The organism is Sorangiineae bacterium MSr12523 (assembly GCA_037157775.1).
GTDB lineage: Bacteria > Myxococcota_A > Polyangia > Polyangiales > Polyangiaceae > Pendulispora > Pendulispora brunnea.
In genome coordinates this window covers 10955302-10982075 of the sequence record CP089982.1, presented here as the reverse complement: position 1 = coordinate 10982075, position 26774 = coordinate 10955302, and the positions used below count along the sequence as shown (strand labels likewise).

22 protein-coding genes are annotated in these 26774 nt (G+C 61.3%); 12 read left to right on the top strand and 10 right to left on the bottom strand.

The features are described 5' to 3' along the window. Positions 1 to 33 precede the first annotated feature (33 nt). Both LZC95_43330 and LZC95_43325 read right to left on the bottom strand, forming a co-directional pair. Entirely contained in the window at positions 34 to 834 is an 801-nt protein-coding gene (locus LZC95_43330; protein WXA93274.1) for a cupin-like domain-containing protein, read from the bottom strand. Next, a complete protein-coding gene (locus tag LZC95_43325; protein ID WXA93273.1) occupies positions 831 to 1742 on the bottom strand; it encodes an aldo/keto reductase in 912 nt (303 codons plus the stop codon). Before LZC95_43325 ends, LZC95_43330 begins: the two co-directional genes overlap by 4 nt. A gap of 755 nt (positions 1743 to 2497) precedes the next feature. Here LZC95_43325 and LZC95_43320 point away from each other — a divergent pair. Genes LZC95_43320 through LZC95_43295 form a run of 6 tightly spaced genes read left to right on the top strand, consistent with a single transcriptional unit; the run spans position 2498 to position 8211 of the window. Beyond that, positions 2498 to 4084 (top strand): B12-binding domain-containing radical SAM protein, encoded by a 1587-nt coding sequence (locus tag LZC95_43320; protein WXA93272.1) that lies wholly within the window; start codon positions 2498 to 2500, stop codon positions 4082 to 4084. 32 nt (positions 4085 to 4116) lie between these two features. Next, positions 4117 to 4938, top strand: coding sequence for a DUF692 family protein (locus LZC95_43315; protein WXA93271.1), 822 nt, complete (start codon positions 4117 to 4119; stop codon positions 4936 to 4938). Further along, on the top strand, positions 4931 to 5527 hold the full coding sequence (locus LZC95_43310; protein ID WXA93270.1) for a hypothetical protein: 597 nt from the start codon (positions 4931 to 4933) through the stop codon (positions 5525 to 5527). The genes LZC95_43315 and LZC95_43310 overlap by 8 nt, the downstream gene beginning before the upstream one ends. A gap of 38 nt (positions 5528 to 5565) precedes the next feature. Continuing rightward, positions 5566 to 6444, top strand: coding sequence for an arginase family protein (locus LZC95_43305; GenBank protein ID WXA93269.1), 879 nt, complete (start codon positions 5566 to 5568; stop codon positions 6442 to 6444). Between the two features lie 7 nt (positions 6445 to 6451). Further along, positions 6452 to 7321, top strand: a complete 870-nt coding sequence (locus LZC95_43300; GenBank protein ID WXA93268.1) for a hypothetical protein — start codon at positions 6452 to 6454, stop codon at positions 7319 to 7321. Continuing rightward, entirely contained in the window at positions 7318 to 8211 is an 894-nt protein-coding gene (locus LZC95_43295) for a hypothetical protein (protein WXA93267.1), read from the top strand. Before LZC95_43300 ends, LZC95_43295 begins: the two co-directional genes overlap by 4 nt. On the opposite strand, the gene LZC95_43290 is transcribed toward LZC95_43295, so the two are convergent. The 7 genes from LZC95_43290 to LZC95_43260 form a co-directional block, all read right to left on the bottom strand. Beyond that, on the bottom strand, positions 8208 to 10307 hold the full coding sequence (locus tag LZC95_43290; protein WXA93266.1) for an ABC transporter ATP-binding protein/permease: 2100 nt from the start codon (positions 10305 to 10307) through the stop codon (positions 8208 to 8210). The genes LZC95_43295 and LZC95_43290 overlap by 4 nt on opposite strands. Then, the gene (locus LZC95_43285) at positions 10304 to 12976 is read right to left on the bottom strand and encodes an ATP-binding cassette domain-containing protein (protein WXA93265.1); all 2673 of its coding nucleotides are present in this window, start codon (positions 12974 to 12976) and stop codon (positions 10304 to 10306) included. The genes LZC95_43290 and LZC95_43285 overlap by 4 nt, the downstream gene beginning before the upstream one ends. A gap of 2 nt (positions 12977 to 12978) precedes the next feature. Next, on the bottom strand, positions 12979 to 14190 hold the full coding sequence (locus tag LZC95_43280) for an HlyD family secretion protein (protein WXA93264.1): 1212 nt from the start codon (positions 14188 to 14190) through the stop codon (positions 12979 to 12981). A gap of 176 nt (positions 14191 to 14366) precedes the next feature. Then, positions 14367 to 15584, bottom strand: a complete 1218-nt coding sequence (locus LZC95_43275; protein WXA93263.1) for a DegT/DnrJ/EryC1/StrS family aminotransferase — start codon at positions 15582 to 15584, stop codon at positions 14367 to 14369. A gap of 5 nt (positions 15585 to 15589) precedes the next feature. Further along, positions 15590 to 15763 (bottom strand): hypothetical protein, encoded by a 174-nt coding sequence (locus LZC95_43270; protein WXA93262.1) that lies wholly within the window; start codon positions 15761 to 15763, stop codon positions 15590 to 15592. Positions 15764 to 17018: 1255 nt separating this feature from the next. Continuing rightward, positions 17019 to 17447, bottom strand: a complete 429-nt coding sequence (locus LZC95_43265) for an AraC family transcriptional regulator (protein WXA93261.1) — start codon at positions 17445 to 17447, stop codon at positions 17019 to 17021. A gap of 1360 nt (positions 17448 to 18807) precedes the next feature. Then, positions 18808 to 19191, bottom strand: coding sequence for a hypothetical protein (locus LZC95_43260; GenBank protein WXA93260.1), 384 nt, complete (start codon positions 19189 to 19191; stop codon positions 18808 to 18810). 292 nt (positions 19192 to 19483) lie between these two features. Here LZC95_43260 and LZC95_43255 point away from each other — a divergent pair, with 292 nt between their 5' ends. The 3 genes from LZC95_43255 to LZC95_43245 all read left to right on the top strand — a co-directional run bounded on the left by LZC95_43255 (position 19484) and on the right by LZC95_43245 (position 23553). Next, entirely contained in the window at positions 19484 to 20572 is a 1089-nt protein-coding gene (locus LZC95_43255; GenBank protein ID WXA93259.1) for a hypothetical protein, read from the top strand. Between the two features lie 99 nt (positions 20573 to 20671). Further along, a complete protein-coding gene (locus LZC95_43250) occupies positions 20672 to 22111 on the top strand; it encodes an MFS transporter (GenBank protein ID WXA93258.1) in 1440 nt (479 codons plus the stop codon). Positions 22112 to 22170: 59 nt separating this feature from the next. Further along, the gene (locus LZC95_43245) at positions 22171 to 23553 is read left to right on the top strand and encodes a protein kinase (protein ID WXA93257.1); all 1383 of its coding nucleotides are present in this window, start codon (positions 22171 to 22173) and stop codon (positions 23551 to 23553) included. Positions 23554 to 23563: 10 nt separating this feature from the next. On the opposite strand, the gene LZC95_43240 is transcribed toward LZC95_43245, so the two are convergent. Continuing rightward, complete coding sequence (locus tag LZC95_43240) at positions 23564 to 24082, bottom strand: GNAT family N-acetyltransferase (GenBank protein ID WXA93256.1); 519 nt, start codon at positions 24080 to 24082, stop codon at positions 23564 to 23566. A 133-nt stretch (positions 24083 to 24215) separates the two neighbouring features. Between LZC95_43240 and LZC95_43235 the strand changes: the two genes are divergently transcribed. The 3 genes from LZC95_43235 to LZC95_43225 all read left to right on the top strand — a co-directional run bounded on the left by LZC95_43235 (position 24216) and on the right by LZC95_43225 (position 26751). Next, positions 24216 to 24626, top strand: a complete 411-nt coding sequence (locus LZC95_43235) for a hypothetical protein (protein ID WXA93255.1) — start codon at positions 24216 to 24218, stop codon at positions 24624 to 24626. Positions 24627 to 24731: 105 nt separating this feature from the next. Continuing rightward, positions 24732 to 25175 carry an SRPBCC family protein gene (locus LZC95_43230; protein ID WXA93254.1) on the top strand — a complete coding sequence of 148 codons (444 nt, stop codon included), beginning with the start codon at positions 24732 to 24734 and terminating at the stop codon, positions 25173 to 25175. A gap of 277 nt (positions 25176 to 25452) precedes the next feature. Beyond that, a complete protein-coding gene (locus LZC95_43225) occupies positions 25453 to 26751 on the top strand; it encodes a glycosyl hydrolase (protein ID WXA93253.1) in 1299 nt (432 codons plus the stop codon). Positions 26752 to 26774: the final 23 nt, after the last annotated feature.

Genomic DNA, 26774 nt, shown 5'->3' with positions numbered 1-26774 from the left:
GCGGATTGCATACATGGGTCCATCCCTTGCGACCTAAACGGCCGCGAGAAGTCGCTCGATGAAGACGCGGTCTCGATAGAAGAGCGGAAAGGAATCGCTCTCCGTGACCCGAAGAAAGAAATTTACGCTAATCGTCATATCGACGACGTGCTCGACGGCGTGCCACCAAAACTTCGGGATGAAGAGCATCTCACCCTCATCGAGGATCACCTCGTGGCAGATCGCTTCTGCGAGGCGAGGGAATCTTTCGTAGTCGGGGTTGAAGACGTTGCGGATCGAGCTCCAATTTCGCTTCATCTCGTCTTCGAGTTCGCGAATTGGGCACGGATACATCTGCTCGACCTGGTCGGGCGAGAACATCAAGATCCGTTTGCGCCCACGCACGACACCGAGCAGACCGTTCTGGTGATCGAAATGCAACCCACTCGTTGTCGTCTTCGGCTTGATCCAAAAGCCCGACGACTGTACCTCCGAGGGTGAAACGACTGTCGGAATCGAGAAATCCGGGATGAGGTAGGGTGCAAGTTTGAGAACGTGAACGACGAGTGAATGGAGTTTAGGCGCGTCGGGCATCGGCATGAGGACCGATTTCAGGGTCGTTTGCCGGAGAGTGACGTGGTGCCCCGTGTGCATACCGTCATCGTGTAAATTCGCTGCGACCGGACGATTGCCGAATTTCTCGATCAGGTAGTCGATGGACCAGCGCCTACTCGCCGGCCAGCGCGGCACTTGGTCCGTGAGCACGATGGGCAAGTTCCTATCCAAGAATCTTTCGTGGAACTCGTCGGCCGTTAGCCCGTGTGTACGCTCGACCCGATTGGTTGCGTATTTCAAGATGCAGCCTCGTCTGGCAAGAATGCAAGGACACTCTCGGCATCCGCGAGGGGCACCGCAGCGACCGCGCAGTTCTCCTCGATATGAGCCAGCCGCCTCATTCCGCAGAGCGCCACCCCGACACCTGGCATCGACCTAGCCCACTGGAGCGCGAGCTGCGCGTCCGTCACGAGCACGCCGAGTCGGCCTCGAACTTCCGGATCCATGTCGTACTCGGCATCGCCCCTCCTGATCGCGCCCGACACGCAGACCCAGAGTCCCAGTTCGCGTGCGGCATCCAGTATGTTCATCGCGTGCCCGTGAACGACTTGCTCGCGCGGCACGCCTAGGGTCGTAGCATGCAAGCTGAGGGGAAATTGTACGGCACGGAAATGGTGGCTGTTTCCGCCGACCTCCCTTGCGAGTTCCATCAATCGCGCGAGCTGGAGGCCGGCGGGATTGACCACACCGTAACGTCCGATTATACGTTCCGAGACACATTCTTCGAGCGTTTCGAAGGCGCGGCGGAGACGGTCCTCGAGCGTGGGGAGGTCGACGATCGAGAGCTGTATTGCTGGCGATGCCACGAAGAGCACATCGATGCCCGTTCGCAGTCGACGCACGCTCGTTTCGATCGCGCGACGCAGGAATGCCGGGGCGATCGTGTGATTGCCCTGCGCGAGATCTTCCCACGCGAACGTGCCACGAGAGATATATCGATCCTCAATCAGCTGGGTGTGAGGACCGAAATCGCCGACATCCTCGTCGAGAAAACCTGCGCGGCTCATCACGATGATCTCTTCGCGCGCAACCGCCGGCGCGTCATCGCTCGGGGACAGCGCTTCCGCGAGGGCTTTCTCGGCGCCTCCATTGCGGCAATACGGCACGAGATCGAAGACGTTCACGCCGTTTCGAACGACGCAGTGCATCGAATGCACCGAATCCGCCCCGTCACGCCGCGACGTGCTCCATCCGATCGAGGAAGCAGCCAGGCCTTCGAGGTCGCCGAAGACTCCCTGCTTGAACCTCGCCTCGAATGCACGCGTGCCCCGGGAGGTAGCTTGCCCATGACGCCAATTCGAACCATTTGGTTCGCGTGTGCTCACCATACACGTGAAAATTGCACGCGACGGGTGATGGTGTGGTGACTTCGTGGTGATTTGAACGATGTCGGGTGACGGTTTGGTTATGTTGCGGTGATTTGAACGGCCACGGGGTGGCGAGTCTCCGGATAGTGGTGCTAGCAGACATGCTGGCCGGCGCGGCAAAGTGACTGTTGCTTACCAACCCCGCGTGCGGTGAACGAGGCTAATTATGAGTGAAGTCAAGAATAATGAAGGTAAGTCGAAGACCAAACTGGTGTTCGCATCACGGCTAGCGCCGCGCAAAGATACTGCGGAGACGAACGATCTCGGAATCCCCATTTCTTCCGAGCTCCAGGCGCGACTCCCGGTCGTTGTCGCTGCCGGGCGCACGCAGCCCAAACCGACCTGACCGACGAATCGCCCGGAGCATGATCCTCACCCATGCTCCTAGCGCAGGCGATGCTGCTTCCCACGGGAAGGGTGAGGGCGATGGATTGCGCGCGAACGCGCGAGCTTTCGTGCGCGATCCATGTTTCCGGGCCCTCGTGTTGACTCTGCTCGATGAAACTCGACTCATGTCGAAGTCAAGAGGTTGAACCGTGTATCGTATTGCGCTCATATCGCCTCCGTACGGCGCTGCGTCGACTGACTCCATGCGTCCTATCGGGTTGATGGCCATTCATAGCTATCTTGCAAATGAGTTTGGAGAACGAATAGAAGTGGAGCTGTTCGACTACTCCGATTGCCGAGATGACGACTATGCATGCCTCGACACTGACGGTATTGCTACGTACGATTTGGTCGGTCTCTGCGCCTACAGCACGAACTTCATGATCGTCCGAGCCTGGGCAATTCAGATCAAAGCGCGGAACCACCGCGTGAAGACGGTCATCGGCGGTCCGCACGCAACGGCATTGCCACAATATCTCGCGGAGCATCACCGCGACGCGTTCGATTTCGTCGTGCGCGGTGAGGGGGAACGTCCGCTTTCGGCCATCATTCGGACACTCATTGACGGCGGGCGTCCTCCACGTGTCGCGGGCGTGGTCTACAAAGACAAACTCGGTATCGTTTCGGTTGGGACGACGGATCCGGTCAAGGATCTGGATACCGTCCCAATCCCGATCGCGAAGGTGCGTTCGCCTTACGAGCAGTACCTCGTCGCATTCGACCGCAAAGAAAAGCGCTTCCGTAAAGCGTTCCCGTTCACCACGAGCCGTGGATGCCCATTCTCCTGCACGTTCTGCTCGATCCGTGCGTCGGACTCGAAGTGGCGGGCGGTTAGTGCGGAGCGCTTGGGCGACTGGATCGCCGCAGCTAAGGTCGAGGACCCCTCGATCGAGCACATCAACTTCATGGATGCGGACTTCCTCATCGACAAGAAGCGGGTCATCGCAATTGGCGAAATGTTCGAGATGCGACATCCAGAGCAGACGTGGAGCTTTTCGGCACGGGTGGACGACCTCCGGCGTCTCGGTGAGACCGCCCTCCGCAAACTCGTCTCGCAAGGTCTCCGCGCCGTCGAAGTCGGCTTCGAGTCAGGCTCGCAGTCGATGCTGGACAAGATGGGGAAGCACGTCAAAGTCGCAGACAATTACTTCGCACTCGCGATGCTGCAGAGACTCGAACTCGACGTACTCATCGATTTCATTCTCTTCCTCCCTGATGAGACTCCGGAGCAGTTGCGCGAGAGTCTCACGTTCATTCGTACCGCCGGGCTCGCAGATTACTTGCCGCACCACCATCTTTTCACCGCGCTGGTCCAGTATCCGTCGACGCCTCTGCGTAAATTTTACGAAGAACTCATAGGGACCCAATTTTCCTTGGATGTCCTCCCAGAACCGGTGACCCTCTTTACGAATCCGGCTACGAAGAAGATCTACCAATACTTCGTTTGCGATTTCTACCCGTACATCCAGCGTCTGTCCGCCATGATCGCTCGGGTCGATATTTCCGCGACGGAAATGGCGTCGAGTGATCGCAGGGTCGCTCAATACCTACGCATCGAGGCCGTCTCGCTGAGACAGCTGCCTTGTGTCGTCCTCGAGGCATTACTCGACTCGAATGATGCTGGGACTCTGATGGGCACCACGTCACTCATCGAGGCCGTGCCGTGGCTGGAAAACTTCGATCGACACTTTGACCATCTGGAGGAGCTATGTCGTCAGCGTGCAGTGGCAGCGTGAGCGTCGCTGAGTACCCATTTCTCGGCTTGGGGATGAGCGCCAGCGCGACCGAAGCCGTCGCCATCGCCCGGGCCATCCTCGACGGCAAAGCCGGCCATCTTCCTCCGATTGATCTCCTCAATATCGGAGTCAGTACGATGGCACCGCTTCCCGATGCACTCGGTGCATTGCTCGAGAAAGCTTCGCTCGGGTGTGTGGCCCACCTCGAAGAGATCAACCTCGTCGGCGAGGCCGACGATGATCGTCTTCGCCGCGTGCTCGACTTGTGCGAATCGCTTTCGCCGCGCTGGATCCAAGAAGACCTCGGGATCTGGGTGTGGAAAGGGGGCGCTCTCGGGGCCCACATGATTCCGCCCATTCTCGACGAAAAGAGCCTCGACGAGGCGACGCGCATCGTCGGCCGCATCCTCTCCGCGTCGCGCTGGCCGTTCCTTGCCGAAAATCCGCCCTTCTATTGTGTGCTCGGCGATATGGACCTGCTCTCCTTCATGGCGAAGCTCGCGCGCCGAACCGGCTGCGGTCTCGTCCTCGACATCGGGCACTTCATTGGCTATTGCGCGTGCTCTGCCAAAGAGCCCCTTTCGTACCTCGATACCTTCACCGGTTGGGATGACGTCGTGGAAGTCCATCTCGCGGGTTACACGATGACCGACACCAGCCGCGGCACCCTGTGGGAAGATGCGCACGAAGTCGATATTCCGCCGCTGGGCCTGACCGTTCTCGACCGCGTCCTAGCGTTCGCGCGCAACGTGAAGGCGATCACCATCGAAGTGGAAGGTGCTCGCCTCGATGTACTCCGAAGCAACGTCATTCGCGTTGCCGAACGCGTTCAGGCGGTGGCCGCACATGCGTGACGCAGACGACGCCCGCTATGGTGAACTCCTTCGTGCGCTTACGCTGGGCGGGTGTCCTGGCTGGATCAAGGAAGCTCAGCGCGCGCAACTCGAGCTTCTATCGGATCGTCATCGGTTGGCGATTGCTTCCCCGCTGGGTACAACATTTCAACACCTGACCTTCTACGCCACGGCGTTCTACGGACCTGCATTCCTCGAGGGAGTGACTCGGTCATTCGTCGACCAGCCGCCTGAAGACGCGTCATTTTCGCTGAAGGTCGCCCGCGCGGCAAAGGCTTGGATCGAGGCGACCGGACGACGCGAACTCGCCATGCTCTTCGAGTACGAGCAATGCCTCAGTGATCCTGGCGAGCCGTACACGGGCGAGGACCGCGAGGCTCTGCAACTCGCGGAGAGACTGCCTGACGGGTTCTCGCTCGTCTCGTTCGATTGCGACATCCTCGGCTTCGCCGGGCTTCTCGAGCGATTGCGGGCGCGTTCAGCACCTCCCGAGATGGTCGTGCAATATCAGCCTGCCCCAAGAAGGCAGCGGCTCGCGTTCTATCGAGAAGGCGAAGCGTTGCGGGTGCAAGAGTTGAGCGCCGGATGACGTCGAAGGGCATTTTCCCGCAACCTTCGGAAGTCCGAATGATCGACGTGGCGCCAACGATGTTCGGCGCGCCAAGGTGGAATCAGGACACCGCGTACGACGTCGTCTTCGTCGGCGTTCCGACCGACACGGGCGGGCTCGGGCATCGCTCTCCCGCGGCCGCCCCGGGATTCCTTCGAAGCACGTCCACGCTCTTTCCGCTCATGAATGGAAGAACGGGCGGCGCACTCGGTTGGTTCGACTACACTACGCGCACGACGCTCCTCCAAGGAGTTCGCATGGCGGACGCCGGCGACTTTCCTTGTTCGAGGGCGGAAGGAATCGGCCAGCTTTCGGCACTCCCATACGTTTACGAGACATTGCGTGAGTCGACGAAGTTGCTGGTCATCCTTGGCGGCGACCACTCGATCTCGTACTTTCTCGGGAAGGCGCTCGATCAAGAGGGCATCGTGTGGGTCGATGCGCACGAGGACGCGGCGGGGAAGAACGGTGCGTTTCCGGACTGTGCGAATGTCGTCTCCCATCTCGACGACGAGGATGCCGTTCAAGCGATCGCCCAGTTTGGATTGAGGGGGATCGTTCCTGCCGACAGACGGGAGCCCCCAGCGAAGCGGCGCCTCTGCGCAAGCGCAGAAGACGTTGTGTCTGCGCTACGTGCGCATTCGGTATCCTCGACGGCGGTGACGGTCGATGTGGACGTATTCGATCCGAGCCTCCTCCCCGCAGTCGGATCCGCGTTACCCGAGGGCCTCCGATCGACGGACGTCCTGCGTGTCGTTGCGGCCGTTCGGAATGCAGGCATCCGCATACCCGTGCTCGAGGTTGCGGAGTTTGCACCGGTCTCGGAGCTCGACGTCACCTCGGGACTCTTCCTCGTCAACTTCCTTCTGCGTGCGATCGCGCTCTCGCTGGATTGACTCCGTCGTGTCCACTGCCCTCACGCGTCTTCCTGGTTCTCCCCACGGCGTTCGCGTCGCCGCCTTACTAGCAGCGACGCGCCACGTGCATCTCCGGCTCGCCGCCGATTTACCGGCCCCGTCGGGTTACGTCCGCGGTGTGCCTGCCGTCGATATGTGGACGGCCACGGGGGCACCGGTACCGACTGCCGTCGATTGTCGTATGGAGGAGTGGAGGCGCGGCGGTGTCGAATTTGCCATTTGTGACATCGCTTCGTTCGGCTTCGAGCGGCTTGTCGACGCGGTCTATTTTCCGCTGTTCGTGAGGTGCTCGTATTGCACGACAGATGCAGATTTTTCGATGAACGTGCCAACACTGCGCCGTCTGGCGACTTCGGACGTCCTTCTCACGATCGCGAGTGTACGCGGCGTCGAGATTGCGGCGGCACTCTTCCAGCCGACACTCCGCACCCCTTTCGAGCGATACTCGGCGGAGGACCTCGTCCCGGATGGCCTCGACATGGTGGTGTCGGCAACGCAGGACCCGCACCTCTCCGACGCATTCTTTTATGCGTCTCTTCAAATGCTCGAGGCGCACGGCTTTGCGAATGTGCGCGTGCGGCGCTCTCCTTGGATTGCGTCCCGGACGGCCCGCTATTGGCATCGCGACCTCCTTCGCGCCGATCGCCTGGCATGGGAGGAGCGCCTGCCAGCGGACTGGTTCTCGTGGCAGCCGTCCGCCCTCGCGCCCGACGAAGGGCTCGTTTCGTTTTACGTTGACGACCGCGGTCTTCATGCGCGTGTTATCGGCGCAGTCGATGGACACCTTCTCGGTTGCGCGAGTCGGATCGAGGAGCTCCTGGCGTGGTCGAGTGCTCGGCAAGCAGAGGTGCGATGAGCGTACAGTTTCTGGTGCTCGATGGCTCCGAACTCGAGGCCGCAATTCTCCTCGCTCAAGAGCAGTCCGTGCATGTGAGCGCCCGGCGCGAGGAGCTCGTGCGGCTCCGACGAGCCGGTTTCGTGGAAGCGCCCGTCGCCATCGAATGTTTCGTGCGAACACCGTTCTTGCTCGAGCAATATCCCCGTAGATATCGCAAGAAATTACGGCGGTCCCTCACGGAATGGGAGCTGGCCAATCTACGCATCGAGCTCATGACGATTGCCAACTTTGGCATCGAGCGATTCGTCGAGGAGGTCTATTTTCCAATCTTTGTCCGCATCATGTACGGAAAAGGAATCGCGCCCCATCGCGCGCACGAGCTCGATGCCATCATGGAACTCCTCCGAGACGACGCCGTCGTTGCGACGGTGCGCAATCGTGACGGGGAGCTATGTGGAGCCGCACTCCTCCATCCCGGTAAGCACGACGGTGCGCGACACGTACTCCGCGGTGAGCTTCCCTTCGGGCTCTGGGAGGAGGGGCTGATCTACGGCCTGCGTGACGGTCTCGCCGGGTGTCGGAGAGCCTTCATGGTAAAGCTTGCCGAGGCCATGGGAGACGCAGGTCGCAACTGGCTCTCGCTTGGTCGCGATCTCGTGTACTGCGACGATGGTTACGATGGCGTATTCTTCGAAAAGCTACACATTGCCGAGAGCATCGTGGCGATTCTCGGGGACGAGCATGCGATGTTCTCGTGGAGGCCTCGAACCGGGGAGCGATTCATCTTTTTCGAGTGGGATTCTTCGGGCGCCCGTCTGCTACCGCGAAACTACGGATGCGAAAGCGCGCAATTCGATCCAATAGCAGCGCTCCTCGTGCCCGAGCCATCCACCTCGATGGATCGCTAAGGGTGCGCTACCAGCAGCAATGTGCGGGCGCGGCGTAGGACGCAAGCCATCACGCGCTCACTGCTCGTTGGGTCCAGAGCCGCCAGGCTTTCGTCGAGAATGACCACTTCGCTCCGTTGGAGTAGTGCGCGCGCAATGAAGATGCGACTCTGTTCGCCGTGTGAGAGTCTCCAGCCTGTGGAGCCGACCGTTTGCGCGAGTCTGCCTGGCATTCGATCGAGGAGCTCTCCGAGTCCAAGCTCTTCGCACACCCGTTCTGCCTCGACGAGATCGTCGGAAGTGGCGGGCCACTCACGACCGAGCAGCAGATTGAAAGCGAGCGTCCCCTGAAGGATATGGTTCTCGTGCTGTTGCGGTGCCGTCGCGATCTTCTTTCGCCAGACCTCGGCACCGAGCACATGGCGATCGAGCCCATCGAGCAGCACGAGGCCGGACTGCGGCGACCGTAATCCCGCGAGGACCGTGACGAGCGTCGACTTGCCACTTCCCGACGGTCCTTTGACGAGCAGGCGCTCGCCCGAATGGATCGTGAGCGAGGCACCGCGAAGTACGGGTTGCCGCTCGGGCGAGAATCGATACTGTAATTGACGCGCCTCGAGGATGGGGGCTCCCATCGGCGCAGCGCGGAGTGAAGCCGCGAGACCGAGCCCGCTCGCTGCCTCCTCCGGTTTGCGTGCCGCATCGACGAGCACGGAGGCGCGCTTCCACGCGACTGCAGCCTCCAACATGGCGCCGAGGCCACTCGCGAGTCGGGTGAGTGAGCGTTGCGCAAGGAGCACACCACCAATGCCGATCCAAAGCACGACGGAGCTGCGCCCGCTGACGAGGAGGGGCACGAGTGCGCAAATGCCGGCGATGAGTGCGCCGCGAGGCACGATGACGCTCGCAATCGCTGCGAAACGATCCATGGCGCGCGAGACCTTTGCGTAGCGCGAGAGCTCGGCGTCCTCCAGTTCGTGGAGTCGCACGGAGTTCCCCTGAACCTCGCGAGTTCGACGCCCCACGAGGTGCTCGACGAGATTTTGAGTCAAGGTCATTCGCTCGGCGGTCCAGGCCGAGACGAAGTGGTAATGGCGAATACACATCCAGATTGTGACTGCGGAGACGAGCAAGAAGGTAGCAAAGACGGTGATGTTCGTTCGGAAAAGGAGGCCCATCGCTACGACGAATTCGATCGTACCCGCAATGCCGAGGATGCCTCCCGCGAGGGAGAGCTCCTCGAGTGCCTCCGCTTCGAGTACGCGAGCCATCGCGCGGCCCAAACCTTCGTGCCGTAACGAGGATGGATCGAGCCGGAGCGCGCCGAGAAGGAGACGCTTCTTCAAAAGCGCGCCCATGGCCACCGACGCTGCGCCCTCCCAAGAGCGTGTTAGGATTTGTAGCACTGCGGCGCTTGCGAGCGTAAGGCCCCATCCAGCGAGCCACCCCGAATCGAACTCACCAGAGAGCGCGCCGCGGCCGAGCAGGTACCACGCACCGACCGCTGCACCATTCATGACCGCGAAGGCGAGGCCGAGCTTGAGGATGCTCCCGAGGTGCTTGCCGTGACGAAGCTGCTCGCTCCACGGAGCGCTTGCCGAGGGGCGAACCATCCAGCCAACTTCGATCTTACGAGAGGCGAGCTGCAACTCGAGCAGCGAAGCTCGAACCTTCGCCTTTCGTGCTCGTGACACGCCGGCCCGATCGACGACCGCTTCGAGCGACCCGAGTTCGTACTTTCGTTCCCATAGTGAACGCACAGCAGCGCAGACCGTTTCGAGCGGCAGTTGCATCGTGCCGCCATCTGGATGAAGGAGCGTCGCTCGGCTACCCCGCGCACGCTCGACGGCGAGGACTCCCCACGATACGACGACAAGTACGGAGCCCGCCGTGCGGATGGCCTGCTCGAGCGCATTCCCATCGACCCAAAGCGGCTCGGCCTCGAGGCCGCCGCGGGAGGCCGCCGCATAGAGCCACGCCTGAAGATCACGCGGCTCGAGAATGGTCTTTGCGATCGCGTCGAAAGTCGGCGTGAGGTCGTCCCGTCGACCCAGGCGATAGAGCGCCTCCTCGATCCGTGCAACGGGCCAAATCGGAAGCTTGTCCTTCTCCATCATGGTTCGTTTGCCGCACTTCCCGCGACTCGCCCCTCGATGAGGCCCTGCTTGACGTGCAAGTTTCGCCATGCCGGGTCGTTCCAACGCTTCTCGTGAAGCTCGCGTTCGGAGTCGAGGAGTTCGTAGAATCGCCCCCCTTTCGTCTCGAGGAGCTCGCTCGGTGAGCCCTGCTCGACGATCCGGCCGTCGTCGACCACGACCACACGATCGAAGTTCATTGCCTCGGCGATGTCATGGGTTACGCAGAGCAGCGTCGCCCCGGTCCACCAGTTCCTCGCGCGCCTGGCGAGTTGCTCACGCATCGGTCGCTCGAGACCACGGAACGGCTCGTCGAGGAGGACCAGCCCCGCCGCCGCCTTGCTCATCCCGCGCGCCAGGCGCACCCGCTGCCCTTCGCCTCCGGAGACGAGGCGCCCGGCTTCACCGAGGTTGGTCTGGAGGCCATCGGGCATACTCTCCAGTACCTCGAGGAGCTCGGCTTGACGAAGAATCGGCGCGATTGGAAGATCTTCGCGATCCTCGGTCCCGAACCGAACGTTGTCGACCAGGGGTTGGCTCCAGAGCGTCACCGCCGGGTCGACCCAGACGACCCTTTTGCGGAGCTCTTTGACGTCGAGCGGACGGTCGTCGATTCGGATTCCCGCTCCGTTGCCGCAAAAGCCAAGCAGAAGGCCGAGGAGCGTGGATTTTCCGGCACCGGACGGACCTACAATCGCGACGTGTTCGCCCGCGGCCACGTCGAGCGAGATCGCGTCAAGGACGGTCCGCCCGCCGATGACGACACTTACATCGTCGAAGCGAATGCGAGGAGCTTGGGCTGTCGAATGGATCGTCTCGAGATCAGGCGATGCGGCACACGACTCGGTGTCCTCACTGAGGATTGGTTCGAGCAATCGACCGAGAAGGTTATGCTGCCGGGGAAGTTGACGCACGAGCAGAGCGAGCTCTTGACCGACCGCGGGCAGACCGAGCACCCAATACGCGAGCAGGAGTATCGCTCCTGGTTCGGCGGTGCGCCGCATGTATCCGAGGACCACGAGGATCGAGAGCAGCGTCGTGGCGAGCGTCTGAAGGGACTCGATGGTTAGAGTGAGGCGTAATCTCTCTTTGCAGGCCCCAGCCCACTCGAAGACAATCGAGGCATGCTCCCAGCGCACGGCGCGTTCGGCTCCGTGCGCACGGATAGGCATGAGGCCGAGCAACGCATCGAGGTTGAACTGTGCTAGCCGGCCGTTCTGCACCCGAACGTTGAGATCCTTTTCCGTGAGAAGGCTTTGGCCAATCCACGGGATGACGACGCAAGTCGCTGCCGTGCCAAGCGCAATATGCCAGCCCGCGGGATCCAGCCACAAGAGCCCAACGAGCGTCACCGCGAGCGTAGTCAGCAAGCGGAGGATACGTGCCGCGAGCCATGGCACGTTTCGTACGGGATAGAACGAATGCGCTCGATGCGCCATATCCGATGCCGGACGGCTCCGGAAATAAGCATCGCCGAGCCGCGGTATCTTCGAAAGGAAATCGGTTCTTAAACGGAGCTCGAAGCGGCGACCGAGCGCTCTTACGGCGACGGCGCTCCAGAGCTCGAACGTCGTTGCGAAGAGCATGAAGCCGACGAGCAACGCAATGCTCACGAGTCGCTGGCCCGTTCCCTGTAGACGACCGCCGATGTCGAGCAGTGCACGAAGCATGATGATCTCGATAAATGCGATGAACGCCGAAACGAGGGTCGCGCCGCCAATTATCGTCGGTGTCAAAAGGCCATCACGCTCGAGAATGCGTATCGCCTCGAGCCATGGGCGACGTCTCGGCTCTTTTTTGATGCGCAGCACGGTTTCCGAGACGAGCGGATCTTCGGGCGAGGTCGAGGTTGCACCGTCGGCTCGACGCCCGCGAAAGCGAAGGACAATCGCTCCGCGCAGTCGGACCTGTCCTCCGGGTAGCGGAAGTGCGCTGAAGAATAGCTCGGGAATGCTCCGTCCCGAGGCACCTGCGGCGTGGTCGACGAGCGCCTGTGCGTACAGCGACGCAAGGAGATCTCGACTTTCGTGTCCTCGCCGGACTGCGCCGGCGACGACGAGGTCGGCGACCATGCGGGTTGCTGCATCAAGGGTCGCGAGCGAGATCGGCGATGGGTCGGCGTTCGCAGCCTCGAGCAGCGTCTTGTCGCCACGTACGTGCGCGAGTCGCAGGTGCATGGCGTGCGAGAACTCGGGAGTGCTCGCCCAGTCGCGCCAAATCTCCCCGTCGATGTCGATCTCGTAGGGAAAATTCATGCTTGCGAGTTGCGTCCCCGAGACCCAGCGGCGGCCCATCGCAGGATCCATGACCTGGAAGAGGCCTAGGTGTTGACGCCATGCCAGTAAGAAGTGCGCGGGGCCGCCTGGTTTCTGGGCGACGATGATCGCAGGCAGTGGTGCGATTTCGGCGATTGTCAGATGGTCGACGGGTACCCAAATCTGCTCGGCGACGAGGCCCAAATGGTTGGCCACGCGTTCGAGCGCATCGATCGAAGTGCCATCGACGTCCGTTTGACAAGCGTCTCGAAGTGACTCATAGCCCACATCGAGGCCATAGCCGGCGAATGCGGATGTGAGGCACGCCGGACCACAGTCGATCGAAGAGGTCTGAATGACCTGCGGCGCAAGGAATCGCCTTCGAACGGGGCCCATGGTTACCGTGCGCGAAGGCTTGCCGCGTCGTCCGAGGCGACGGATTTACCGATGGTTTGGAGAAGGAGCCTCCACGGTGTCTTGCTGTCCACCGCGATGGTGACCTCCGCCGGCTGGCCATGCTGAAGCGGGATTCGGCGTGCCGTCGCTTCATCCACGACGAGCTCCACTCGGGCACGCCCCTCGCGGGTCTCTCTGGCAACACGGCTGACGGTGGCGTAGGGAATGCCGTATTCAATCCACGGAAACCCGTCGAAGCGAATGCGAGCACTCTGGCCGACATGCACGCGACCAAAGACGGCGGCCGGCGGATACTCGGCGACGACACGCAAACCGTCGCCCGCGAGGATGGTAACGAGGCGATCTCCTTCCTTTAGTACGGCTCCGATGCGCGTCTGTCCAATCGCGCTAATCGTTCCCGCAGCAGGTGCACGCACCTGGCGCTGTGCGAGGTCGTGCTCCAGTGTTCTCACCCTCGCTTGCTGGAGCGTGAGCTCGCCGCGCAGCGTCGCTTGGGTGCGCTGGATCACTGCGATCCGGCTTTCACGCTCGCTCTTGTCGGTGGACGCTCGGCCGGACAGCTTCTTGCTCTCCGCGGCAATTGCGAGTGCGGCGGCCTCGCGCTGCTCGGCCTCTGCCGTCCCGCGCTGATACTCCGCTTCCGAGATGCTCTTGGTCGCGTATAGCTTGCGCACTCGGTCCGCCTCACGCGCCGCGAGCGTCGCCGCCACAATGGATTCGTGGTGGCGATTTCGAGCCTCCTCGACCTGCCAGAAATCCGTCCCGTTTTCGGTTGCGAGGGCACGGATTTCGGCTTCGAGCTCGCGGGCCGCAGCCTCGAGCTGAGGAACACAGGCCGCTTCCTTGGCCTTCGCTTCGGCGAGCTGGAGACGGACCATCTCGGAGTCGACCTCGAGGATCACTTCACCCTCCGCGACGGTTCGGCCCAGAACGACATTCGCCGCGGAAACCACTCGGCCTCCCACAGGTGCATCGACGTCGTACGAGGCGCTTGCGACCTCGAGACGCGCACTCGTCGAAGCCTCGAAGACCGTCACGGGCACACGCGTCAGCCAGTAAAGCCACGCAAGCAGGAGCGCTCCCGAGAGAACGAGGAGCCAACAAGAGCGTCCGTCGGTCTCCGAGTCGAGGGTTTGAAAAGTGCGATTGAACATCCCGATGGCGCTCAATACGGGGTGCAAGACTCGGTACAAGGCGACATTTTTCTCGGGTTGAAATGATTGGCGATAAGCGGTGACCCTATGTGAGTCAGCTGCCTCCCCGCATTGATGTAGCACCGCAATATCGGCAGTCGCCACTCGACCTGCGTCGAAATCACCACCTCATCACCGTACGGTTGACGGCGGCGCGCTATAGGTCATTTCCAATGTCATTGGCACTGAAATGCTGAATCTCGAAGAGCTTCTCGAGCCATGGCGCTCCGCCTCCGGACCTGCTGCGTTTGGATGAGGGCAGCCTCGCCCTCATCGACCGGCCACAGAAGATTGAGCTCCTCCTCGAGGAGTCCGTAATTACCATCCAGCTTACGGACGAGGCGCGCGTGGCGCGCCAATCGTTCGATATCAGCCGGCAGCGTGCCGGTCGGGCGGGGAAGCAAAAACGGCGCGCGGAATCGCTCGGGCCGCGCGAGCACCTTACCGAAAAATTCGGCAAGGACGTCGGCGCTGATTTCGGAAGGATAAAAGAAGAGGCAGCGCCTGGAATAGTCCTCGGCACGTCGACAGCGTGCGGTCTCGCGCCGACGCCATGCCTTCTCGAGGTAGGGAGGACTGACGGGGTGTCGCGCGAGTCGCAGCCCCGATGCCACGGCAACACCTTCGACATCGCGCGTACTCAGAGGGAAGCTACTGGGAAGCAAGACTGGCAAAAGATTCTCGTGACCCCAAGTGCCTCCGGGCCGCAGGTCGTTCGTGCCTAGGCCGAGGGAACGAAGGACGGAGCGCGATCGCTGGGCGCTCACGGAGGCTGCTTCACTCGAGGGAAGGTGTCGGAGTTTTTTTGCCAGCACCGGAAAGAGGTAAGGCGAGAAGGTGTATCGTTCCAGCCTGCGCGCCCAATGTCCGTCCTCGAAACCGAAGCGGTACATCCGCCTCGCCTCGCGTGCGAGGAGTGGATCATGAAAGAGTGCCACGCCGCCACCGCCCACGGAGAGCGGCTTTCCGCTGCCGAGGCTGATAATGCCTGCCGAGCTCCACCCAGCCACGAATTGACCATCGAGTCGAGCTCCGGGTGCGAGCGTCATGTCCGCGATGACCGTGCTCGTCTTCGCTGCACATCGCCCGTCCGCGCACGCTCCCCATGGATCGATGAGGATGGACGTTTCCGTCGGTCCCGCCGTGTCGACGCTCGCCGACCAATACTCGTCGATGTCGAGAAAAACGGGACGGCGGCGCTGCTTCGTGACGGCAAACGGCAGGGTCCAGCAACCAAACGCCGAGAGCGCGACCCGCGCACCGGGCCTGGTGACGATCCTCAGGATGACCTCTATTGCCGCAGTTCCGGATTGGAAGAAAACTTGATGCTCGAAGCCCGTCAGTTTCTCGAGCGCGGCCCGGACCCAAGCCTCGTCCTCGGAATCGCGAGCCATGATCGTCAGACTTCTTTCTCTTCGAGTGACATCGTCGCGTCGGTGGCATTTGCATAGGGCTCAAAAATGGTGGGGTGTTGCTCGATGACCCGCAGCCATTCGCCGTCGACCTCCCGAGGTTCGCTTGCCCGCACGCATTCGATGATACGCTCGAACGCGAATTGCTGGATACGGAACAATCGCTCTCCGTCGTCAACGATCGCGAAACCGAACTCGAGTCGATAGAGGACGTCTGGTTTCAATCCCACGAAGCCGTTCCCGTCTCGTGAAGGAAAAGACAGCATGTTGCGACAATAGCCCGGAAAACATGAGCGCGCCGGTGATCGCTCGGTGACTAATCGGTGATTGGGTAATCACCTCCGAGTGAAAATGTTTCAAGTTGTCTGTCGTTGCCTTGACGCGCGTAGCCGAGACGACAATAGTTGCTCGATGTGAGTCACCGAACAGCGGAAAACGGTCTCTTGGAGACGGGTGACGTGCGATGCTGGGGAAATACCGTTTCTAACGGAGTTCGAGTGCAACGTCCGTCGATAGCAAATAGCCGCCGTCTCTCCAGAGGACGAGGCCTTCGAGGCCGAGCCGGCGTAGGGTGCGGATGGATTGCTTCAACCGGTCCCGCGCCGAATGTGGACTCATTCGTTCTCCGGGCCAAGCGATCCGTCGCAGGTCTTCACTCTGCACCGGCATTCCCGGCTGCTCGTGACGCTGCACGGCAAGCGTTGCCAGTAGTGCGCGAATCGCGTGACGCGAGCGACAATGTACGATGGGTCGGTGAGGTACTTGAAACCAGTGACCCTCTCGGTGGACGACCAACGTGGCGGCCGGCCCGTCCAGTTCAACGCTGAAGTGCTCCTCGCCGCTGAGTTCTCTCGAGCCGGAATCATCTTCACGTGGAGTCACGTTCGCGCAACATTCCCTCCGGGCGAAGGAATTGGCCCGACAACGGAGATCATTGACGGAAACTTCGCAGCTCTTTCTTTGAATGACCATTTTCGCGCCGTACTCGTGCGACTGCGAGGCGGTGATATTCCATGTTTCGATGTGACGAGTTGAGGACAATTCCACGCTAACTGTTGTTCCCTTCGAATAACTGTCCATGCTCCTCCCACGCCTTCAGCGATGCAGATGGTGACGGATTTCGCGACGTATCGTTTTCGCATGCGTTTTTGCATCATTCCGTTGTACTTCGATGACGCCGTATCAAACGCGCCCCGGCGTGTCCGTTTCGATCAAACGATTTGCCCGAAGGAACATCAACGCCACATCGAGCGCTCCCCGCAAGCGACTTCGGGCGCCTACAGAGGATACGAATTTGAGCGACATCTTAAATTGGGTCGCTGCGAAATTTGTTCGCCGCGAACTTGGTCTTTTCAGGATGAGCCAATCCCCGGCGCACTCTGTGCATTTTGTCGCGTTGGTGACGTGGGCGCCTCGTCAAAAGGGACGTAGTGATCCATCGCCGACGACCTGGAGTTGCCAATCCTTCAGGTGGATCCCGGGGGAGACGCCTATGATTCGGCGATACGTCCGCGAGCAATGAGCAAGATCGGCGAAGCCTGCCGAATGCGCAGCTTGGGTCATGGATCCGTGTTGTATGAATGACATGTTCACGACGTCCTGCAGTCGGCTAAGTAGGAAGCAATGCCGGTAGGTCGTGCCGGTTTCCGCTGCAAAAAGATGCGAAAAGCGGCTTTGCGAGAGACGTACCGCGCCTGCCATTTGGGCGATGGTGGGTGCGCGTTCGTTTCGCGCAAGCGTACTCATCGCCTTTGCAATGCGTGGGTCGAGCCGCTGCACGGCGGTCTTTTTCGTCGTGTAGGTGGCGAGCTCGGAAGACCATGCTCTCGCGATGGAGGGCGTCAATGGGCCCGAAAGCTCACGTCGGAGTGTTGGGCGGAGCGCTTCGAGATGCGGCGGGTTCAAACGTGGAGCGCCCACCATGACGGCCGAAAATCCGTGGATATCTCTGCAAACGGGGGACATGACCACGCTGGCCACGGGCGCATCCCCCTCGGTCGCACAGGCGAAATTGGCCGGGATGAAGGCCGATGTCGCGCTTATCCAAGTTGCGCCGCGTCCGAGTCGGATGCGAAAGGTGCCATCGAGCGCGATCACCACGCGAATGGCGTTCAGCTGGGCCAGGGCTCCACGTGATGCAAGTTTGATAATGAGCGTGACACCCGAGGATAGATACGCATTGACGCGCGATTGAACGGGTGACCACGGACAGAGGCCATCCGAAGTCGAAGAAAAGTCCATTGTTGCTTCCACCCCACGACGTGGATCGTGCGAAACCCACTCTTGGCAGCGACTACTGGTCGACCGGTCTCAAAACGTCATGTCAATTGCATCTGCCCAGTGCGGTCTCGCTTCTCCGAAAACTGAAACCGGACGATTCGAGATCTAGGCTTATACCCAACTTCATCCAGGCCACGAGCGCTGTGTGGTATTTATTTTAAAATGAACATTTGTCGCACGAATCGAGGCAAAGCTGCGAGAGTTACCACTTACGTTACGCCTCGCGCGACAAGCGCGAGAGGGCGCGATGGCTCGTGGCGTCCAATGGTTGCCTTCGTTCCGTGATGCGTGAGTTGGCTGAAGTTGAATATGCGAATCACTTAGGTTGAATCGAGTTCAAGAATCCGAAGGCAAGCCGCTCGATAATGTAAATCCGTTTCATGTCCATAAATGGCCGTCGCAAACACGAACCATCGTGACCCTTGCCGGCGCAGCGCTAACGTACAAGCTTGCAAGTTTTCCCTGGCGCTACACTCGATTGAACCAATCGGAGGTCGACTGCCATGGGGACGCGAATTCCGCCGCCGCGTCGAATCAACAAGTCCGTTTCGCCGGGCACTGAGTTTTCCAAGCAGCCAAACGGTCGTCGCGCGCACGACGTGAAGACTCGCCGGATTCCGGCGCTGTGCGGGATCGCCATCGGTGAGAGTATTTTTCCAACTCCGCCCAAGGCGCCCCAGGAGCACGAGCTAGGGGCCCGGATCGACGGGGACCCGGTCATCATCTTCATGCCCCCGCCGCCCGTCACTCTCGACACGACGGAGCCCGACCTGCAGCCCCTCGTCGTCCAGATCGAAATGCCCGCGCCGAGCGTTAGCCGCTCCAGATTTGCGTGGACGATGCCTTTCGGCTTGGCGCTGCGAGCCATAGGGGCGGCGGCGCGGGTGTTCTGGAAAACATTGGCCACACGCATCGCGCGCCTCAGTCAACGTCGCACGAGACGCTGAGGCTGCGAGTGCGGTAACCCGCAACCGAGGGTCGCTTTCAGCGCGGCCGCCATGTCATGCATCGACAGGTCCTTGGTCAGCCGTCCGTGCGCGTGGTCGCCGACGAGGGGGGCCGCGGCCTCCCATTGGAAGCTATCGGAAAGGACGAAACACTTGGCATTGGGACCGGCCACACTGCGAATCAGCTCGACAATTCGGCTGTTGTCACAAGGAATACGAATGTCGACGAGGACAATATCGGGATGGAAGCTGCGAATCAACCTGGTGAGCCCAATCGGACCTCCACATCTGGCGATGTCAAACCCTTCTCGTCTGAGGCCGCGACTCAAGCGGTCGAGCCGTGAAGGATCGTCGGCGACCACAATGATACGTGGACACGGAGCCATACACGCCTCCTTCCTGATGCTTGCTGTGCCCTGTAATCCATCACGATTATGGCTCCGTGGAGCATCGAAGCGATTGAACGTTCGCGCTACGAAATACCCGATTGGCCCATGACGTCGGACGGCCCGATTCGACCTCGGTGCGCCAACGACCCGCGTGGAAGGGGCATGCAGATCGTATCAATCGCGCCAGCCGGCGTGAACCTTGTGAGCGGCCCAGCCTGGTGATGCGAACGTTGTTCCTCACGCCGGGTCACATTAGGTTTGATTCATGCGCACCGCTCGAGGCCACGTCGCGCCCTATTTCGTACTCGCCACGCTTTGTGGAAGCGTCGCGTACGGATGCAACTCGGATGAGAATGAGCCAGCGTCGACGGGCATTTTCGAAGCGAGCGCGCCTTGGACGCAAGACGTCTCGGGGGAGCCGCCAAGCTCGAGCTCACGGACCATCATCGATTACCTGCAAGGGAAAGGATGGGGAACGGGGGCCATGCGGATCGAGTTCTCGCTCAAGCTTCTCTACGCCGATGCTTCGACCCCCATGAGGGACTTTACACCTCGAGCGAGTCCCCTTTGGTCCGAGGACGATGCGGAGTTTTACTCGCCCGATTGCGAGCATGTCCCATTTCCGGTGCCCGTCGGCGGCGCCGTCGAAGGAAATGACGATTATCGATGTGCCAGCAACGGCGACTGCCATCTATTGGTGCTCCATCGAACGAACAAGAAGCTCTATGAAATGTACCGCGCGTTTACCCCTGCTCCTGATGGAAGCTTCGATGGTACGTTCTACGGCGGCTGCGCGATCGTCTGGGATTTGACCCGCGAATATCCCAATAATCTTCGCGGCGATGGTTGTACGTCGGCCGACGCCGGGGGATTCCCCATCTCGGCCATGTTGGCCACCTCGGACGAAGTCGCCTCCGGCCATATCGCTCACGCACTGCGCTTCATCCTGCCCAATGCGCGAATTCGGAAACATGTCTATGTACACCCGGGCACGCACACCACGGGGCCTACGTCCGGACCCGAGGAAGCACCGCCCTACGGCGTCCGCTTGCGGTTGCGCAAGGATTTTCCCCTCGACACCCTGCCGAACGATGCCGCGCGCACCCTCGCGAAGGCACTGCAAACGTACGGAATGTTCCTGGCCGACGGCGGCGCGAAAAGCCCTGACGACGTGAACCTCCCCGAATCGGACACGCGGAGTCCTCTAACCCTCGCCAACGACAAATTCAGCGGCCACAAATGGGCTGACTTGGGAATCGATCATCACTCGCTGGCCCTTCTCGAACCCAAGTGGTTCGATGTCGTGCAAATGGGAGAGCTGCAGACGACGCGGCTGTGCAACAGGAATCCCTAGCGCCCCTGCTCCACGAGAAATGGCGGTGTCATCCGTCATTTCTCGAACGACGGGACGGCCGCCGGGGCGATTGGCATCTACACTGCCTTGTCGAACGCCATGGCAGTCGAAGTTCGTCTTTCCTCGAAGACCGGCCGCTACGTGCTCCTTGCAACGGTGCTCGGGTCGGGCATGGCCATGCTCGATGCGACCGTGGTCAACGTTACATTGCCCAGGATCGGTGCGGAGCTTTCCGCGTCGATGGCCGGTCTTCAATGGATCGTGAACTCGTACATGCTCACGTTGGCCGCGTTCATCCTGCTCGGAGGCTCGCTCGGCGATCGCTACGGGCGGCGCAGGCTGTTCGTGGTGGGGACGGCATGGTTCGCTACGGCGTCGCTTCTTTGCGGGCTCGCGCACAGCGTGACCATGCTCGTGGCGGCGCGCGTCTTTCAGGGCATCGGTGGCGCGCTTCTCACGCCGGGATCGCTCGCGCTCATTCAGGCCAGCATCGTCAAAGACGACCGCTCGCGCGCCATTGGCGCATGGTCGGCTCTCGGCGGCATCGCGGGCGCGATTGGTCCATTCCTCGGCGGCTGGATGGCGGACACCATCGGGTGGCGCTGGGTCTTCTTTCTCAATGCGCCGCTGGCCGTCGTCGCCATGGCCATTGCGTGGCGGCACGTACCGGAAAGCAAGGCGGACGGCGCGCGCGGGCCCTTCGACGGTGGCGGTGCCTTGCTCGGTGTGCTCGCACTCGCCGGCATCACGTACGCGCTCATCGAGTGGTCTGCGCTGGCGGCGGTGCTCGGTTTGGTGGCGCTGATCGCCTTCGTGGCGGTCGAGCGCAAACACCCGGACGCGATGCTCCCGCTCGACATTTTTGCTCCGCGCACGTTTGCCGCCATCAATGTGGTGACCATCTTCATGTATGCGGCCATCAGCGGAGTCTTCTTTTTTCTCGTGCTCGATTTGCAAGTTGTCGCCGGTTTCTCTTCGGTGCATGCGGGCTCCGCGCTCCTGCCGGCCACGCTGCTGCTGCTCACGCTTTCGACCCACGCCGGCGCCCTCGCGAAGCGCGTCGGACCGCGCACGCCGCTCGCCGCTGGTCTCTTTCTCGCCGCCATTGGCGTATTTCTCATGAGCCGCATTGGTTCGAACGTCTCGTACCTCGCCGACGTCTTACCGGCCGTGTTGCTTTTCGGCGTCGGGCTCTCCCTTGCCGTGGCGCCGCTCACGGCGACGGTGCTCGCCAGCGCCGATCCATCCCGCGCCGGAATTGCCAGTGGCGTGAACAACGCCACCGCCCGAACCGGCGGACTGCTCGCCGTTGCCGCCTTGCCACTTCTCGCCGGGCTCCCGCACGACTACACCGACCACGCTGCATTCATGTCGGGCTTCCGCACCGCCATGCTCGCGTGCGCCGCGCTTTTCTCATTCGCCGGCGTGCTCGCATGGCTCCTGATCCGAGGAAACGCCCTGGACGCCGGCCCCAAAGCCCCGCAATGCAAAGTACACTGCGGATTGGGCGCACCCCCCCTGGAACCGGTCGCCGACTGACTCAAGCGCGCGCTTGGCTCCCGCTTAACCGGCGCATCGCGCTCGGCTATCCTTCTCCCATGCTCACGCCCCCCATTCCCGACGACGAGGCGAAGCGACTCGCGCTACTCAAGGCATGCAAGATCATCTACACGCCGGCCGAGGAAGCGTTCGACGACATTGCTCGCCTCGCGGCGCAGCTATGTGGCACCGAGATCGCGTTGATTACGCTCGTCGACTCGGATTACCAATGGTTCAAGGCCCGCGTCGGGGTGGAGCAGGTCGGGACGCCGCGCGATCTTTCCTTTTGCGGGCACTGCATCAATCATCATCACCCGCTCGTGGTCCCCGACACACACGCGGATCCGCGCTTTGCCGACAATCCACTCGTGACCGGAGAGCCCTATCTTCGGTCGTATGCCGGAGTTCCGCTGCTCGTGGAGGCCGGGTCGTCGGTGGGCGCTCTTTCGGTTGCCGATCGCAAGCCCATGCAGCTGAGTGAAAAGCAGATTTCCTCGCTCGAGCTCCTTGCGCGACAGATCTCGCGTGAGCTCCGCCTGCGACGCGATTTGGATCGCGCCGGGGCGAACGTGTCCGGCGAGGACTTTCCCGTTGCACCGGGCGCCATCATCGGCCGCCGCTGGCAGGTGACGAAGCTATTGGGGAAAGGCGGCACGGGCGCGGTCTTCGAGGCGCGGGACCCGGATGGAGAGCGCGTTGCGGTCAAAGTGTTGCTCCCCGAGTGGAAGGCCAGCGAGCAAGTCGTCGAACGCTTTGCGCGCGAGGCGCGTGTGCTCATGCGCCTGCGCACCCGGCACGTAGGCAAACTGTTCGAGGTCGGAAACCTGGGGTCGCGCGAGGGAGGGCTCCCGTTTCTCGTCCTCGAGCTGCTGGAAGGCTCGGATCTCGAGAACATCCTCCGCTCGAGCGGCCGCATCGCCATCCACGACGCGTTCTCATGGGGCGCAGACGCCTGCCAAGGAGTCGCCGAGGCGCACGATCTCGGCGTCGTCCATCGGGATTTGAAGCCGTCGAATGTCTTCCTCGCATCCGGCGGGGGCGAGAGGGTCATCAAAGTCATCGACTTCGGCATCGCCGCAGGAGATCCGGGCATCGGTAGCCGCTCGAACCTCACGGCCAACGAATCGCTGATGGGATCCCCGGCATACATGGCGCCGGAGCAAATGATGGCATCGGCCGATGTGGATGCGCGGACCGACATCTGGTCGATGGGCGTGACATTGTACGAGCTCATCACCGGCAGCCTGCCTTTCCACGGCAATTCCGAGCTGGAGCTGTTTGCCAACGCAATGACGAAAGAACCCATTCCCCTTCGCAATCACCTTGCGAATCCGTCGCAGCCCGTCGAGGCCGTGCTGCAGAAGTGCCTGCGACGTGCCCGCGATCACCGATTCGACTCGATGTCGGCACTCGCTTCCGCGCTTCGCGCAGCCATCGCGTGAAGGCGGACGTTCACGCGTTCGTTTTCGCAGGACGGTGCATGAGAAAGGTCGTGTAGGGCGCACCGGCTGCTCCCATCATGATTCGCGCTCCTGCATCGACGAAGCCGAGCCTCCGGTAAAAGACGCAGTTCGTTTCGAGCTGGGTAGCCAGTGTCGTTGGATAGTGGCGGTCGTGTGTATCGTCTTCATCGACGATTCTCTGCAAACAGGCACTGGCCAACTTCGAGCCGAGCCCGCGTCCTCGCAGATCGCCACGAACGGCCATCATGTGCAAATACCAATGAGGCCCGGGCGCTACGGCGGTATCGGCCTCCTTGAATGCCCGATCGAGAACGTGCATGCGTCGGAGCACGCTCGGCCCTTGCGCGAGCAGAAGGCTCGCGAGGCCGTTTTTCAGCATTTCGGGCAAAGACACCCGCACGCCACCGGGCGGTACGACAGTCAGGGTGGCGGCAATCCCCCGGGCGTCGCGGTCGATATAGGTGCAATGTGCATGTATGGCCAGATTGCCGCGAAAGAAAATGCGCAAGCTCTGGGATCGATTCTTCGGATTGGGGCAAAGCATCGCGTATACGGGATTGTCATGGAATGCGTCCGCGAGGAGCGCTGCTGCAGATTCGACATCGCTTGGACCAAGGCGTGTGCAACTCGCGGACTCGTTCATGTCGCGGCACATCAACATCGACGTCGTCTCGAGGTCAATTCGTTCGCGGCGTAGGTTCTCGAACGGCGAATTTCGTGACGCCGCGACCGCGCGCGCTTCGACGCTCATCGAAACGTCGCCGCGCGCGGCCGTGTTACGAAATGGCGTATCGAGTGTCCGCCATGGGTACGAAGAGCAATCCAAACATCGAAATCGCTTTGTTGCTCTATTTTCGGTTGATCCGCACGCTTGGCTCCATGGCCGCCACGTCACAGTCGTATCTGAGGGTGCCCGTCGGCGTCGCCATCGGCGCCATCTTCCTTGGCGAAAAAATAGCGTCACCGCCGGCATGGGGCTGCTTTTCATCGTCGCGGGAGTCGTCCTCATGACCATGCCGAGCCGCAAACCCTCGGTTCGAACCATCATGTGACGCTCGGTCCAATTCGAGCGCAAGAAACGGAGTGCGCTCACGAAGCCGTATGCCCAAATCTTCCATGGTCGCTGTTGATTCGCGACCTGCGAAGGAGAAGGGAACATGGCGAAATCCTATTACAGTACCGTTCTGAGGCATTCCGTGGAGGAGGTCTGGGCCGTCATCCGGCTCTTCGACCGGTATGCGTGGGCGGGTGTTCCGAGTGAGACGATCATCGAAGAGGGCAAGGCCGGCGACCAAGTCGGCGCAGTCCGCCGGGTCGTGGCGGGCGAAACGACCCTTCGTCAACGGCTCCTCGCGCACTCGGATGTCGAGCACTCGTACACGTATGCGTTGTGCGAACCGTCGCCCTTCCCCATACGCAACTACGTGGCGACCATCCGGCTCACACCCGTGGTCGATGGCAATCTGGCGTTCGTCGAATGGTGGGCTACCTTCGATTGCGCTCCCCTCGAGCACGACCGGTGGGTACATCACTTCGAGCAAGAGGGCTTTGCCAAATGGCTCTCCGCACTGCGACGCTACATGTCTCAGGACACTCGATAAATCTATCCATATTACACCCCTCGCAGCGCCGGCGCTCTTTACATCGAATTCAGGAATGCTGCCGTCACGAGTCTGCTCTGCCGAGGCCCCCTGATCGCGTCGATCAGGCATCGTGATCCATGCGATCAGGCCCGGGTCGGCTGCGGTGGATTGAGTTGCGAAATTTACCCAAATATTGGCCGAATTCGAATTGGTACTTTCGTTGCTCTGAGCGTGGCGATCCTGTTGCGGGGGGCCGTCCCGGTTTCCTTCGAGGCGCAGGAAAAAGGAGCACGCAATGACGCGTCTATACTCGGTTCTACTCGGCACGACCTTCGTCGCGTCCATGGCCTTTGGATGTGAGCAAGCGGATCGCTCGGAGGCGGGCGGTGAGCAGGAAGCGTTGACGGTCGACTGCACGAATGCCGCCAATTGGGCTGCCGGCGTGGCGTATTCCGTTGGGAAAGTCGTTTTGTACAACGGCAGCGCCTATCAGTGCATTCAGGCCCACACGAGCCAAGCCGATTGGACGCCACCGGCCACGCCCGCCTTGTGGAACGCCGCCACCTGCAGCGGCGGCGGCGGAACCGATGCAGGCACGGACAGCGGCGGCGGGGTCGATTCCGGACCGCCACCGCCGCCGCCTCCCCCTCCGCCGGGAGGGATTCTGTTTGGCCCCTACAAGGATATTTCGATCAACATGGATTGGAACACCAGCGCGATGCGAACCGCGGTGACCGGATCCATCATTCCGCTCGTGGGCAGCAACGGCTTGATACCCGGAAAATCCAATCTCCGCGGGATCACCTTGGCCTTCGCCACCGGTGAATGCGGCAGCGAAAATTGGGCGGGGGTGACCCGGAGTGCCTTTGCCAGCGCCAACATCGCGGGGCTCGATAGCAATGGCGTGAGCTATGTGGTCTCCACCGGCGGGGCGGCCGGCAGCTTCCGCTGCTCCAGCCAGTCGGGCATGACCAACTTCATCAATCAATACATGTCATCGCACCTGGTGGGCATCGATTACGATATCGAAGGAGGCCTGTCCCAAGGCGACATCGACAACCTCGTGGCGCAGACCAAGTTTGCCGAGTCTCAGTTTCCGAATCTGCGATTCTCCTTCACACTCGCCACCTTGGCGGCGTCCGACGGCAGCCATGGCGGGCTCAATTCGCTGGGCGACATGGTCGTGAAGTCCATCAAAGCCGCCGGCCTGCCGCGCTACACCATCAACTTGATGGTCATGGATTACGGCAACACGTCGCCCGCGGTGTGCGTGGTCCAAAACGGCACGTGCAACATGGGACAATCGGCCATTCAGGCGGTGCAGAATCTGCAATTTACCTACGGAATTCCATCGAGCCAGATCGAGCTGACGCCCATGATCGGACAGAACGACACGGTCAGCGAGGTGGTATCACTCGCCGACGTGGACACCATCAGCAACTACGTGAAGTCGCAAGGTCTCGTCGGTGTCCATTTCTGGTCCCTGGACCGCGACACACCGTGCCCCGGTGGCTCCACGTCGTCGACGTGCAGCTCCACCTCGAATCCATCGCTGGCCTATACGAATCGCTTCCTGAGCGATTTGGGCAACTAAAGTTCCTTCACCGCCCATCGAGC